General features: G+C 68.2%; 13 protein-coding genes. 7 read left to right on the top strand and 6 right to left on the bottom strand.

Features of this window, described 5'->3' with window-relative positions:
* Positions 1–117 precede the first annotated feature (117 nt).
* On the top strand, positions 118–2,124 hold the full coding sequence (locus tag AC3DET_RS13465) for a bifunctional DedA family/phosphatase PAP2 family protein (protein WP_488391956.1): 2,007 nt from the start codon (positions 118–120) through the stop codon (positions 2,122–2,124).
* Positions 2,125–2,260: 136 nt separating this feature from the next.
* Here AC3DET_RS13465 and AC3DET_RS13460 read toward each other — a convergent pair whose 3' ends face one another.
* The 5 genes from AC3DET_RS13460 to AC3DET_RS13440 all read right to left on the bottom strand — a co-directional run bounded on the left by AC3DET_RS13460 (position 2,261) and on the right by AC3DET_RS13440 (position 8,447).
* The gene (locus tag AC3DET_RS13460; protein WP_446538306.1) at positions 2,261–2,839 is read right to left on the bottom strand and encodes an LON peptidase substrate-binding domain-containing protein; all 579 of its coding nucleotides are present in this window, start codon (positions 2,837–2,839) and stop codon (positions 2,261–2,263) included.
* Positions 2,840–2,942: 103 nt separating this feature from the next.
* Positions 2,943–4,328, bottom strand: coding sequence for a S8 family peptidase (locus AC3DET_RS13455; RefSeq protein ID WP_488391955.1), 1,386 nt, complete (start codon positions 4,326–4,328; stop codon positions 2,943–2,945).
* Positions 4,329–4,566: 238 nt separating this feature from the next.
* Positions 4,567–5,898 (bottom strand): UDP-N-acetylmuramate:L-alanyl-gamma-D-glutamyl-meso-diaminopimelate ligase, encoded by a 1,332-nt coding sequence (gene mpl / locus AC3DET_RS13450; RefSeq protein ID WP_446538451.1) that lies wholly within the window; start codon positions 5,896–5,898, stop codon positions 4,567–4,569.
* Positions 5,899–6,019: 121 nt separating this feature from the next.
* Complete coding sequence (locus AC3DET_RS13445) at positions 6,020–7,729, bottom strand: cellulase family glycosylhydrolase (protein WP_488391954.1); 1,710 nt, start codon at positions 7,727–7,729, stop codon at positions 6,020–6,022.
* 139 nt (positions 7,730–7,868) lie between these two features.
* Positions 7,869–8,447 carry an adenylate kinase gene (locus AC3DET_RS13440; RefSeq protein ID WP_142125568.1) on the bottom strand — a complete coding sequence of 193 codons (579 nt, stop codon included), beginning with the start codon at positions 8,445–8,447 and terminating at the stop codon, positions 7,869–7,871.
* 120 nt (positions 8,448–8,567) lie between these two features.
* Between AC3DET_RS13440 and AC3DET_RS13435 the strand changes: the two genes are divergently transcribed.
* From AC3DET_RS13435 to AC3DET_RS13410, 6 genes are all read left to right on the top strand, one after another.
* The gene (locus AC3DET_RS13435) at positions 8,568–9,824 is read left to right on the top strand and encodes a 6-phosphofructokinase (RefSeq protein ID WP_488391953.1); all 1,257 of its coding nucleotides are present in this window, start codon (positions 8,568–8,570) and stop codon (positions 9,822–9,824) included.
* Positions 9,825–9,831: 7 nt separating this feature from the next.
* On the top strand, positions 9,832–10,224 hold the full coding sequence (locus tag AC3DET_RS13430) for a DUF488 domain-containing protein (protein WP_446538310.1): 393 nt from the start codon (positions 9,832–9,834) through the stop codon (positions 10,222–10,224).
* A gap of 69 nt (positions 10,225–10,293) precedes the next feature.
* Positions 10,294–10,425, top strand: coding sequence for a hypothetical protein (locus tag AC3DET_RS13425; protein ID WP_446538311.1), 132 nt, complete (start codon positions 10,294–10,296; stop codon positions 10,423–10,425).
* Between the two features lie 29 nt (positions 10,426–10,454).
* Entirely contained in the window at positions 10,455–10,823 is a 369-nt protein-coding gene (locus AC3DET_RS13420) for a nuclear transport factor 2 family protein (RefSeq protein WP_337731642.1), read from the top strand.
* Between the two features lie 117 nt (positions 10,824–10,940).
* Entirely contained in the window at positions 10,941–11,558 is a 618-nt protein-coding gene (locus tag AC3DET_RS13415) for a hypothetical protein (protein WP_488391952.1), read from the top strand.
* A gap of 3 nt (positions 11,559–11,561) precedes the next feature.
* Positions 11,562–12,053 carry a DUF2846 domain-containing protein gene (locus AC3DET_RS13410; protein WP_192202167.1) on the top strand — a complete coding sequence of 164 codons (492 nt, stop codon included), beginning with the start codon at positions 11,562–11,564 and terminating at the stop codon, positions 12,051–12,053.
* A 54-nt stretch (positions 12,054–12,107) separates the two neighbouring features.
* On the opposite strand, the gene AC3DET_RS13405 is transcribed toward AC3DET_RS13410, so the two are convergent.
* The gene (locus tag AC3DET_RS13405; protein WP_337731645.1) at positions 12,108–12,629 is read right to left on the bottom strand and encodes a hypothetical protein; all 522 of its coding nucleotides are present in this window, start codon (positions 12,627–12,629) and stop codon (positions 12,108–12,110) included.
* Positions 12,630–12,861: the final 232 nt, after the last annotated feature.

The following is a 12,861-nucleotide window of genomic DNA, read 5'->3' as shown; positions in this document are numbered from 1 at the left end:
ACCGAAGCTGTCGGCCTTGAGTGCGGTGATTTCGGAGGGCGAGCGCAAGTCCACGACGTCATTCTACTGCCCGGGGGTGGCAGACGCGGGTCAGGAACAGCCGCCTATAATCCCGCGATGGAATCTTCCTGGTTCGACAACCTGCTGGCCTGGATCAGTGCACATCCTGTCGCCGCGGGCCTGGTGATCTTCGCCATCGCGTTCTGCGATGCGGCGATCATCATCGGCGCCATCGTGCCCGCCCTGCCGCTGCTGTTCGCGGTGGGCGTGCTGATCGGCCTGGGGGAGATTTCCGGCCCGTATGCGGTTGCCTGCGCCACGCTGGGCGCCCTGATCGGCGATGCGACCAGTTACTGGATAGGACACCGCTGGGGACAACAGCTGCGGACGGTCTGGCCGTTCCGCAAATACCCGCAATTGCTCGATCGCGGCGAACTGCTGTTCCGGCGCAATGCGTGGAAGAGCATCTTCGTCGCGCGCTTCGTCGGGCCCATCCGCCCTTTCGTGCCGGCCGTGGCCGGTATCTCGCGGATGCCGCTGCGCCGTTACCTGGTGGCCAGTGGCGCAGCCAGCGTGGCGTGGGCGGCGGCGTTCCTGCTGCCCGGCTGGGTGCTGGGCCATGCCTACGATGCCGTCGCCGCCGTGGCGGGCCGGCTGGCCCTGGTGCTGGGCCTGCTGGTACTGGTGCTGACGCTGGCCTGGGCGCTGGTGCTCTATACCTACCGCTGGTTCGCCGCGCACGCCGACGCCCTGCTGGCGCGCGCACTGGCGTGGTCGCACGCGCACCCCGTGCTGGGGCGCTACACCGCGGCCGTGTTCGACCCCTTCCGGCGCGAGTCCGTGCCGCTCGCGCTGCTGGCGATCCTGCTGCTGGCGATCGTGTGGGTGTGGTTCGCGTTTCTCATCATCGTGATCGGCCACGGCGAACCGCTCGCCATGGACCTGTGGGTCCACGAACTGATGCGTGCGCTGCGCAATCCGCTGGCGGACTATCCGCTGGCCGCAATCGCTTCGCTGGGCGACGAACAGGTGCTGGCACCGGCGTCGCTGCTGGTGCTGGTCTACCTGTGCTGGCGCAGGCGCTGGATGGCGGCCGGGCACTGGCTCGCGGCGCTCGCCTTCGGCCTGGCGCTGACCGCATGGCTCGGCGCGTCGGTGGACATCCCCAAGCCGCCCAGCGTCAGCAGCGGCTTCGGTTTTCCCTCCATCGCGGTGACGATGTCGACGATCACCTTCGGCTTCTTCGCTGTGTTGATCGCGCGCGAACTGCCGGGCCGCACGCGCGTGTGGCCTTACCTGGTCTCGGGCATCGTGGTGGCGCTGATCGGTTTCGCGCGCATCTATCTGGGCGCGCACTGGCTCAGCGACGTGGTGGGCGGCATGTTGTTCGGCCTGGTGTGGCTGCTGGTGCTGGGCATCGCGTACCGCCGCCGCATGGTGCGTTCGTTCTGGATCAAGCCCATCGCATGGTTGTTCTACGGCAGCTTCGTGCTGGCCGGACTGTGGCATGCGCCGCGCAACGTGGAGCCCATGCTGGCGCAGTTCCAGGCACCGGTGATCGAACGGACGATTGCGCTGCAGGACTGGTGGCAACGCGACTGGCAGTCACTGCCGGCGCGCCGGAACGAATTCGATGACGAACAGCGCTGGCCGCTGGACGTGCAGGTCGCCGGGCCGCTGGCGCCATTGAAGGCCAGCCTGACGGCCGCCGGTTGGCGCGAACAGCCGCAGGCCGGGTGGGAGGAAGCCCTGAACCTGCTGGACAGCGACCTGCCCGACGATGAGCAGCCGGTGCTGCCGGCCACGCTGGATACCCGCGCGGAGAGCCTGCTGATGCTGCGCGACGGCGACCAGCCCGGCGAAGTGTTCGTGCTGCGCCTGTGGCCGGCGGACACGCGGCTGCAGCCGGGCAATGTACCGCTGTGGATCGGCAGTGCGCAGGTGCTGCAGCAGCAGCGCGCCTTCAATCTGGTGCGCCTGTGGCGGCCACTGCGCGAAGCGCGCACGGCGCTCGACGCGGTGACGCAGGCCACGCCGGATCTCGCTCACGCGATCGCGCCGCATCCGGATTCCGGGCTGCCGGTGCTGCGCTTGCGCACCGGCGGCGAGGCGGTCCCGCCCTGACTCACCGGGAAGGTTCCTGCAGGAGGGGCTGACCAGCCTTGCTGGCTGTTGAAAGCCACCCCCGACGCCCTCCCGTCAGGCATCCCGAAATCCAGCATGTGCGGTCGAGGCTAAAGCCCTCCCTGCCGGGCCGGTGTCAGTCGATCCACTCCAGCAGGCGCTGCAGGCGCGCGTGCACGTCGTCTTCCTGCAGGATCGACACGCGCTGTTCCGGGGTGATCGGCAGCACCTGCGCCAATCGCCATCCCACCCAGGCGGCGTGCTCGAAGATCCGCGGCGGCAATCCATTCAGATCGCTGCCCACCTTTTCCATCATGGTCTGCAGCAAGGTGCCCAGCAGTGCGTGCTCGGGACGGATCTCCCAGTCCTCGTCGGCGCACAGCCATTCCACATCCGCCATCACCAGCCCGTTGTCGCGAACGCGCGTGCGGACCACGTGGAAACGCCGGTGGCCGCGCACGCGCAGCGACAGCAGTCCGTCCTCGCCCATGTCGAAGTTCTCGATACGCGCTTCGACGCCGTAAGCCGCGGGCGTCGCGGGCGCCCCCGCTTCGGAGCCCTCCAGGATCAGGCAGACGCCGAACCCGCTCCCGGCGCGTCCGCAATCACGCACCAGGTCCAGGTAACGCCGCTCGAAGATGCGAAGATCCATGGCGGCACCCGGCAACAGCACCTTGTGCAGTGGGAACAGCGGCAGGGATTCCAGCGAGTGCATGCAGGCAGTTTAAAGGCCGATGTTCCGCGCGGGGAAGCGGAAACGAAAGGGCCACGCCGTGACAGGCGTGGCCCTCGCGTCTGGCAGCGTGGAGGTCAGCGCATCACTGCGTGACGGCACGCTGCGCGTTCACGCGTCCCGCACCGAATGTCGCGTCGTTGCCCGGTTTGCCGAGATCGTCCGCCGATGCGCGCAGGATGCGCTCCACCGCGGCCGGCGAGAGCTCGCCACCGTGCTTGCCGATGATCAGCGCCGCGACGCCGGAGACGTGCGGTGCCGCCATGCTGGTGCCGGCGGACCAGCCGTAGCCCGAGGTGCCGGACGTGGTGCTGAACACCATGTCCCACACCCAGCACGCGCGCAGGATGCCCTTGAAGGTGCAGTTCTCGGTCCCCGGGTAGTCGTAGTTGCCGCCCGGAGCGCCGAAGTGGATGGCCGACTGGCCATAGTTGCTATAGCTGGCGCGGATGTCGAAGTCGGTGCCGGTGGGATTCTTCAGCCAGGCCAGCGGGCCGAGCGCGCTGACGGTGATGACGCCCGGCAGTTGGCCGGGGAACGAACGCAGGTTCACCGTGGTGCAGGTGCCATCGGTGTCGCAGACCCGACCGCTGTCGTGATCCAGGTCGCGGCCATCATTGCCGGCCGATGCGACCACGGTCGCGTTCTGCTTGTTGGCGTATCGCACCGCACGGGCGGTGGCGTTGACCAGTTCCGCCACCTCGCTGCCACCCACCTGCAGCCCGCCGTTCACGCCCAGGCTCATGTTGATGACATCAGCATCCGCATCGGCGGCGTGCACGATGCCCTGGATGATGGCGGCGAACGAGCCGCTGCCCGTCACCGGATTCAGTACCTTCACTGCGATCAGTTCCGCCTCCGGGGCGACGCCGATGGTACCGATGCCGTTGTCGGCCGCGCCGATGGTGCCCATCACATGCGTGCCGTGCGTGCTGCCACTGGTGTTGCAGTACGTCTGCCCCGCGACGAACGACGCCGACTTGGCGGTATTGAGATTGGGGATGATGTCCAGGTGCGCGCAGTAGACGCCGGAATCCAGCACGGCGACCGTCGCGCCAGCGCCCCGGTAACCTGCGTTCCAGGCGCCCGCAGCATCGATGGCGGCGTGGCCCCACTGGAAATCGAAGAAGCTGTCGTTGTCACCGGATGCCGGCGGATTGGCGTAGTCGGCGGTGATCTGTTCCGCCGCGGCGGGCAGGTCGTAGTGGATCGCAACATCGGCCACGGCCGAGCGCACGGCCGGAATGCGGCCCGCAAGCGAGACGAACGCGGGATTGTCCGATTCGACGATCGCCACGCCGATCTGCGGCAGCGTCGCCACGATGCGTGCGCCCGTGGCCTCCAGTTTCCTGGCGAGCTGGCCGTCGAAACTGTTCGAGTTGGCGGTCACCACGTACGTGGTCGCGTGGGCGCCGCCAGCGTAGCCGAACACACCAAGCGCCATGACGATGGCGCGGGCAATCTGCTGCATGAAATACCTCCGAGTGTGATTGGAAGCACGGCATCCACCGTGCCGCGCCACTCTAGGGTCCGCGTTCGCTTGCTGCCGCCCACGTAAAGCAAGGCAAGACCGGTCACGCACTCGTCAGGTCACACTTCATCTGGAAACCCACGCCACGGCGAAATCCGCCACGCGCCCTTTGTCGGCCGCGCCGGCATGGACGACGCTTCCGTGTTGCGCCGCCGCAGCGCCACGCGCGAGCGCGTGGCTAGCCCCGTGTCGCCGACAGCGCGGCGAGAAAGCGTCGGGGCGCACCGTCGAAGCCGCCGTTCGACATGAACACCACGTGGTCACCAGGCCGCACCTGCGTCTTCAACGCCGCGATCAGCGCATCGGCGTCGGGGACGGTGCGTGCGTCGCCGCGGATGGCGCCGACGACCTTGCCTGCATCCCACGCGAGTTCCGGCCGGTGCAGGAAGACGACCAGGTCCGCGATGTCGAGCGAGGGTGCCAGCGCCTCGGCATGCGCGCCGGAACGCATCGAGTTGCTGCGCGGCTCCATCGCCACCAGGATGCGCGCATCGCCGACACGCGCACGCAGACCTTCAAGGGTCGTGTGGATGGCGGTGGGATGGTGGGCGAAGTCGTCGTAGACGGTGATGCCGTCGTGCTGGCCGATCACTTCCAGCCGCCGCTTCACGCTGCGGAACGCCGCCAGCGCCGGCAGCACGGTGGCGACATCGACACCGACCGCATGGCAGGCGGCGAGCGCGGCCAGGCCATTCAGCACGTTGTGGCGGCCGAGCATGGGCCAGTGCACCTCGCCGATCTCGTTGCCGTGGTGGCGGACGGCGAACGCGCTGCCGTCGTCGCGGATCAGGCGCGCGCTCCACTCCAGCGCGGCATCGAAGCCGAAGCGCTCCACCGGGGTCCAGCACCCCATTGCGAGCACCTCTTCCAGCTTCCGGTCTTCGCCGTTGACGATCAGGCGACCACGGCGCGGCACGGTACGCACCAGGTGGTGGAACTGGCGCTGGATCGCCGCCACGTCCGGGAAGATGTCGGCGTGGTCGTATTCCAGATTGTTGAGGATGGCGACCAGCGGGCGGTAGTGGACGAACTTGCTGCGCTTGTCGAAGAAGGCGGTGTCGTACTCGTCGGCCTCGACGACGAACTCGCGGCCGCCACCAATGCGCGCCGATACGCCGAAGTCCTCGGCCACGCCGCCGATCAGGAAGCCCGGCGAACGCCCGGCCGCTTCCAGCAGGTAGGTCAGGATGGTCGTCGTCGTGGTCTTGCCGTGCGTGCCCGCCACGGCCAGCGTGTCGCGGCCGGGCAGCACGCGTTCGGACAGCCATTGCGCGCCGGAGATGTAGCGCCGGCCCTGGTCCAGCACCGCCTCGACCGCGGGGTTGCCGCGCGAGAGGGCATTGCCGATGACGATCTCGTCGCAGTCCGGCGCGATGTTCTGCGGCTGGTAGCCCTGCGCCAGCGCGATGCCGAGCTGCTCGAGCTGGGTCGACATGGGCGGGTAGATGGCCTGATCGCTGCCTTCGACGGTGTGGCCGAGTTCGCGGGCCAGGGCGGCCACGCCGCCCATGAAGGTGCCGGCGATGCCGAGGATGTGGATCTTCAAGACTGCGGTTCCGGAATGAGTCCGCGAACTTTAGCCGAGCGCGCCGGGTTCGGCACGTCCTGCAAGGCGTGGACGTGACGCGGGTTCAGCGGGAAAAATGCAGGGCCTGCAGATCCAGGCCATCGCTCTCGGCCTTCACTACCAGCGTGTTGCGCCCGGGTGCGAGTCGCAGCGCACGGAATCCGCGGGCGCGTTCGGCGGCCTTCACCGGTACCCCGTTGAGCACCAGCGAGACACGGCCCGTGCCGCGCCCGTCCAGCGCCAGCCGATAATGGCCGCCGGCACCGGCATCGAAGGTGTATTTGAGCCACTCGCCGCGTCGCATGCCCGCCACATGGAGTGCACCGTCGTCGCCCTTGCCCAGGTCGACACCGTCGTTGCGGTAGGTCATGGCCGGGTTCCACACCACGCGCTCGCCACCGTCGGAAATATGGTGATTGGCCGGCGTGAGATCGTGGTAGGCCACGCCGTTGCGGCCCATGTCGAAATCGACCGCCGCGATGATGCCGCCCTGCGCGCCGATCGCGTGCGCCTTGAACGGCACCGACTGGTCCGAATGCGGCGCGCGGAACAGCGCATCGACCACGTCCGGGTGCTGCACGTTGTTCTCGTAGCGCACGTCATGCGAGGCGAAGCGCATCAACGCAGCTTCGGCATCCTCCCGCGAAGGCCTGGGGCCTTCCCCCTTCCAGTACGCCAGCACCTTGCGATAGCCGTCGTTCGGCACCACCTGCAGCGGGTTGTTGTAGCGGATCTTCTTCAGCGGCCACCACGCCCAGCCGATGCCCTCGCCTTCGACAAGGGCCACGGTGCGGGCGAACCAGTCGTTGGAGTTCTCGCCGGTTTCGCCCAGCCACAGGGGCATGCGGTGCCTGTCGCGCAGCGCCAGCAGGTCGGCGATGCTCGCGCGCGTGGTGACGTTCCAGTACTTGTGGAAGCTGATCACCAGGTTGTCGTCCCACGGGCCGTCGTCCAGCACGCCGCGGTAGTTGTTGCCCCAGCAGTTGCCCTCGATGACGATGATGTGGCGTTTGTCCACCTCGCGGATCGCGCGCGTGGTGCGGACCAGCAGGTCCTTCAACGGCACGTTGCCGTCTTCCTTGCAGCCGTTGCTGTCGGCCTTGTCGGCGAAGCCCCAGTTGGGCTCGTTGATGATGTCGTACGCGGCGATGTACGGCTCGTCCCTGTAGCGCTGCGCCAGCTTCTTCCACAGTGCCTCCATCTTGTCCTGGTGGCGCGGGTCGTCCCACAGCGAGGGCTGCGTGGGATCGCGGTCGGCGATGTTGTGGTCGTTGCCCTGCCCGCCGGGCGCGGCGTGCAGGTCGAGGATCAGGTACAGATCATTGGCCTTGGCCCAGGCCAGCAGTTCGTCGGTACGGCGGAAGCCTTCTTCCACCCAGGTCTGCCGGCCGGCGACCGGCTCCTGTTCCACCGGCAGCGTGTACAGCGCGTAGTGCATCGGCAGGCGCACGGAGTTGAACCCCCAGCGCGCCATCGCGTCGATGTCGGCCTTGGTGGTGTGGTTGTCTCGCCAGGCCTGGTAGAAGGCATCGGCCTTCTCCGGCCCGATCAGCTCGGCGATGCGCGCATGGATGCTGCGCTGCGTGCCCGTGCCGTCGATGTCCAGCATGTAGCCTTCCTGCAGCATCCAGCCGCCCAGCCCCATCCCGCGCAGGATCACCGGCCTGCCCGCCTCGTTGACGATCTGCGTGCCCTGCGCGCGCAGGAAGTCCCTGGCTTCGGCGGCCGATGCGGTGAGCAGGCTGGCAAGCAGCAGGCAGGCGATGCGCTTCATCGACGACTCCGGGCGTCCCCTCGGGACCCGGACCATAACAGCCGGCCCCTGCGGCCCGCGATGCCCGCCATCACAGCCCTCAACGAAGAAGCCCCGCATGGCGGGGCTTCGTGGAGTCGCGTCCGGGAATGCGGGGACGTCAGCCCACTTCCTTGGCCGGTGCCAGCGCCTCGGTGATGCGGGTGAACACCTCGTCCAGCGAACCCACGCCGTCCACCACGGTCAGCTGGCCGTGCTGGCGGTAGTAATCGATCACCGGCGCGGTCTGGGTGGTGTATTTGTCCAGGCGGTTGCGCACCACCTCGGGCGTGTCATCGTCGCGGCCTTCGGCGGCGGCACGGCCGGCGATGCGTTCGACCAGCAGGTCGGCCGGCACTTCCAGTTGCACCGCATAGTCCATGGGCTGGCCAAGCCGGGCCAGCAACGTGCCCAGCGCATCGGCCTGGGCCTGGTTGCGCGGATAGCCGTCCAGGATGAAACCGTTGGCGGTGTCGGGGCGTGCGAAGCGGTCTTCCAGCATGCCGAGCAGGATGTCGTCGCTGACGAAGTCGCCGCGCGCCATGATTTCCTTGGCCTGCAGGCCCAGCGGGCTGCCGGCGGCCACTTCGGCGCGCAGAAGGTCGCCGGTGGAGATGTGTGGTACCTGCAGGTAGTCCTTCAGGCGCGCCGCCTGAGTGCCCTTGCCCGACCCGGGTGGGCCCAGTAGAACCAATCGCATGCTGTAACTCCCAAACTGGAATCCTGCGGGCGGTGGACCGCGCCGGGCGCCGGGCGCCGCGCTGCACCGCGTCATCTGTGTGAAGCTTACCGCATCCCGGCAACCCGGAACGAACCCCACATGGCATCTGGCACCCTACTTTATGCGCAGTCCGGCGGTGTCACCGCCGTCATCAACGCCTCCGCATCGGCGGTCATCACCGAAGCGCGGGCCCGGAAAATCAAGGTCTTGGCGGCACGCAACGGCATCCTCGGCGCCCTGCGCGAGGAGTTGATCGACACCAGCAAGGAGTCGGCCGCCGCCATCCGCGCCCTGGCCCACACGCCGGGCGGTGCCTTCGGCAGCTGCCGCGTGAAGCTGAAATCGCTGGAGGCCGACCGCGCGAAGTACGAGCGCCTGCTGGCCGTGCTGAAGGCGCACGACGTGCGCTGGTTCCTCTACAACGGCGGCAACGATTCGGCCGACACGGCGTGGAAGGTCTCGCAGCTGGCGCAGGCGTTCGACTACCCGCTGACCTGCATCGGCGTGCCGAAGACGGTCGACAACGACCTGGCTGTCACCGATACCTGCCCCGGCTTCGGCTCGGCGGCGAAGTACACGGCGGTCTCCGTGCGGGAAGCCGCGCTGGACGTGGCGGCGATGGCGGAAACCTCCACCAAGGTCTTCGTCTACGAGGCCATGGGCCGGCACGCCGGATGGCTGGCCGCGGCGGCGGGCATGGCCGGCCAGTCGCCCGACGAGGCGCCGCACATCATCCTGTTCCCGGAGCGCGCCTATGACGAGACGCAGTTCCTCGCGCAGGTGAAGAAGGTCGTCGACCGCGTGGGCTGGTGCGTGGTGGTGGCCAGCGAAGGCATCCAGCATGCCGATGGCCGCTTCGTCGCCGATGCCGGCGGGGGCAGGGACTCGTTCGGCCATACGCAGCTCGGTGGCGTGGCGTCCTACCTGGCGGGCCGGGTGAAGGACCAGTTGGGCCTGAAAGTGCACTGGACCCTGCCCGACTACCTGCAGCGGTCGGCGCGCCACATCGCCTCGAAGACCGATTGGGAGCAGGCGCAGGCGGTGGGCAAGGCCGCCGTGCAGTTCGCGCTCAAGGGACAGAACGCGGTGATGCCGGTGATCGTGCGCACGTCCGACGCACCGTTCCGCTGGAAGATCGAGGCCGCGCCGCTGTCGAAGGTGGCCAACCACGAGAAGAAATTCCCGCCGGGCTTCATCCGCAAGGACGGGTACGGCATCACGCCCGCCGCGCGGAAGTACCTGCAGCCGCTGATCCGCGGCGAAGCCTATCCGCCCTATGGCACCGACGGCCTGCCCAAGTACGTCGCGCTGAAAAACGTGGCGGTGAAGAAGAAACTGCCGGCGTGGGAAGGCTGACGGACGCGTGACGCTGCGCATCGTCCGGCTTGGCAGTCCGCGCGCGAAGGACGAAGGCCTGCGCATCGGCACGGTGCGCAGGCCGCCACGTGGCGTGCCGAAGGCGGAGTTCGCGGCGCAGGACTGGTACGACGTCTGGTATCCCAATCTCGCGCCCAGCACGGAGCTGGTGAAGCAGGCGCAGGAGGCGACGACACCCAAGGCCTGGGCTGCCTTCGCCAGGAAGTATCGCGCCGAGATGGCCGTGCCCGACAATGCCCGCACGCTGGACCTGCTCGCCGCGCTGTCGCACGGCAGCGACTTCTCGGTCGGCTGCTACTGCGAGGACGAAGCACACTGCCACCGGTCGGTGCTGCGCGCGCTGCTGGCCGAACGCGGCGCCAGCATCAAGGCAGGATGACTTCAGGCACCGTCGCGGCTTGCGCGGTGGTGCTAGCGTGGATCCGTCGCCACGCCACCGGGTGCTCCCATGTTCCGCAAAGTGCTCATCGGACTGCTTGCCGTCGCCATCGGGCTCGCTGTAGCAGGCGCCGGCTACCGTTTCGGGCAGTATCTCGCGCACAAGGACGCGGCAAGCTCCACCCTGCGCACAACGTCCTGACCGCCGTCTCCTCGCGCTAGCATGGCCCGATGGATGATCTGCTCGCCGAACTGTCGGCCCTCGAATCCGAACTCCATCACCCCGGCGTGACCTGCACGCGCGAACGGCTGGAGCGCCTGTTGCATGCCGACTTCCATGAGGTGGGCCGTTCGGGCACGCGCTACACGCGGCAGACCGTCATCGACTTTCTCGCCGATCGCCCGTCTCCGCCCCGCGTCCTCGCCTACGATCACCGCATCGAGCGGCTCTCGGACGGCGTGGCGTTGCTGCACTTCGCCTCGCACGGAATCGCTGGCGACGGCACACGGCACAGTGCCGCGCTGCGCATGTCGGTATGGCGACATACCGCGCTCGGCTGGCAGCTGTCCTATCACCAGGGTACCCCTGCCGCTTCGTAGCGGGCGCCTGCGGCACCCGGCCCTGGCCACGGAATGGCCGCTTCCCCCGCTTGGCGACCCCCTTCTGTTGCGCTAGCGTTGCCGCCAGGGGGGAACATGCTAAGACAATGGACATGCGTGGCCGCGGGCCTGCTCGCGGTACTGTGCGCCTTGCCGTGCGGCGCGCAGGACGCGCCGGTGCCACCTGCTCCCGTCAGCGGTGAAGCAGCGCAGCCTGCGTGCTGCGTACTGCCTGATGGCACGCTGCTCGTCATCGAGATACTCGACCCCATCAGTTCCGCGCACGCCCACCGCGGCGACGCCTTCCGTCTGCGCCTGAAGGAACCGGTGGTCGTGGACGATGCGGTCGTGATCCCCGCCGGCATCGAAGGCACCGGCGAGATCGTGCATGCCGAGCCCTCGCGCGGTGGAGGCAAACCCGGCGAACTCATCCTCGCGGCGCGGCGCCTCCAGATCGGCGACCACACCATCCGGCTGCGCGGCTTCAAGCTGGGAGGTGCAGGACGCGACACCAGCGGCGCCGCACTGGGCGCGTCGCTAGGCATCGGACCCTTCGCGCACTTCATCCACGGCAAGGAAATCGAAATACCCGCGCTGACGACGGCGACGGCCAAGCTCGCCGGCTCCTTTTCCACGGAAGCCACCACGAGCGGCATCGCGCCAGACGCGGCGGCCCCGACGCCCTCGACGTCCGACATCCCCTCCACCCCGAAACCACCCGACACACAGGAGTAACCCATGCGTCATCCGTTGAACCGTTCGCTGCTCTGCCTCGCCCTGCTGCTGCCGATGGCGGCCGGCCACGCCCAATCGCAGGAGGCCGCTGCGCCTGCCGCCACGGAAGCACCCGAGGCAGCGCCCGCGCCTGCGCCGGCAGCGGGCGACAGCCTGATCGGCGCACCGTCCGAAGGCATGGGCCAGATCGTGTTCTTCCGCGAGAAGAAATTCGCCGGCGCCGCGGTGAAGTACAAGGTCCGCGAAGGCGAAACGGAGCTCGGCAAGCTCAGCAGCGGCACGTACTTCGTCGCCTCCGTCGCGCCGGGCACCCATCAGTACACCGTGCACTCCGAAGCCAAGGACGTGCTGACACTGGAAGTGGAAGCAGGCGAGACCTACTACGTGCTCGGCTCGATCACGATGGGCTTCATGGCCGGTCGCCCGAACCTGTCGCCTTCCGACGAGGCCGCCTTCAACGGCATGGCGAAAGAGCTCAAGCCCGCGAAGAAGTAAGCGCGGAAGCGGACCCCGCGGCGACGGTCTCCCCCAGGGAGATCGTCGCCGTCCTTATTTGCAGGCCTTGCCTTCCACCTCAAGCTTCGCCGCATACACCGTCAGCGACGGCGCCTGTGCCGCAGCGCCTGCCTGCTGCTTCGCTTCCTGCAGGTAGATGCGCGACTGGCCCTGTCCATCCAGCGGCGGCGGCGTGGCGCTGCCGGGCTTGCGCCACACACGCACGACCGCCTGCTGCGAGGGACACGCGGCGTTCGGCACGCGGATCACGTCATTGAGTTTCCAGCCTGTCGCGACCGATGGCTTCGCTTTGTCGAAATCGATGAAGCGCGCGCGCGGCTGGCACTGCGGACTCGTTCGCACCGGGGCATAGCGATAAGGCTGCGTCGCGTCGCCGGTGAAGGCGCCTTCCAGCCGCGCGCAAGCCTCGGGGATCTGCCGCAGGCTGTGCACCGCACCGACCGCCTGCGGCGCGCCGGCAGGACGCTGGATCTCGGGCGCCGGATCGGCCGCCTGTGCGGGCAGCGCCAGTGCGAGGCAGGCGGCGAGCAACGGTAGTGCGACGGTCTGGCGCATGGCAACTCCTTGAAACGGATGCGAAAACAGGATCGGGGGCGAAAGGCTGGCATGGAATGCCTGAACCGGCCCGTCACCGCTGGCGGCACGCATCGCATCCGGTCATACTCGGGCCAGCTCCAGGGATGTCTGAACAAGGGTTTCGTGCTGCAGTCCATCGCAGCGGTCGAGTGCGCTCAATCGTTCAACAGGCTCCACCGGGATTGGGTTGCGTGTTCAAGCGTTCTGCTGG

This window comes from Pseudoxanthomonas sp. 97-1-1 (assembly GCF_057773125.1).
This window is presented reverse-complemented; position numbering and strand designations above follow the sequence as displayed.

Bases quoted from the DNA above. Each gene is read 5' to 3' on its own strand.
- AC3DET_RS13455 (WP_488391955.1), bottom strand. From the start codon at position 4,328: ATGCAGCAGATTGCCCGCGCCATCGTCATGGCGCTTGGTGTGTTCGGC.
- AC3DET_RS13440 (WP_142125568.1), bottom strand. From the start codon at position 8,447: ATGCGATTGGTTCTACTGGGCCCACCCGGGTCGGGCAAGGGCACTCAG.
- AC3DET_RS13405 (WP_337731645.1), bottom strand. From the start codon at position 12,629: ATGCGCCAGACCGTCGCACTACCGTTGCTCGCCGCCTGCCTCGCACTG.
- AC3DET_RS13460 (WP_446538306.1), bottom strand. From the start codon at position 2,839: ATGCACTCGCTGGAATCCCTGCCGCTGTTCCCACTGCACAAGGTGCTG.
- AC3DET_RS13425 (WP_446538311.1), top strand. From the start codon at position 10,294: ATGTTCCGCAAAGTGCTCATCGGACTGCTTGCCGTCGCCATCGGGCTC.
- AC3DET_RS13420 (WP_337731642.1), top strand. From the start codon at position 10,455: ATGGATGATCTGCTCGCCGAACTGTCGGCCCTCGAATCCGAACTCCAT.
- AC3DET_RS13435 (WP_488391953.1), top strand. From the start codon at position 8,568: ATGGCATCTGGCACCCTACTTTATGCGCAGTCCGGCGGTGTCACCGCC.
- AC3DET_RS13465 (WP_488391956.1), top strand. From the start codon at position 118: ATGGAATCTTCCTGGTTCGACAACCTGCTGGCCTGGATCAGTGCACAT.
- AC3DET_RS13445 (WP_488391954.1), bottom strand. From the start codon at position 7,729: ATGAAGCGCATCGCCTGCCTGCTGCTTGCCAGCCTGCTCACCGCATCG.
- mpl (WP_446538451.1), bottom strand. From the start codon at position 5,898: ATGGGCGGCGTGGCCGCCCTGGCCCGCGAACTCGGCCACACCGTCGAA.
- AC3DET_RS13410 (WP_192202167.1), top strand. From the start codon at position 11,562: ATGCGTCATCCGTTGAACCGTTCGCTGCTCTGCCTCGCCCTGCTGCTG.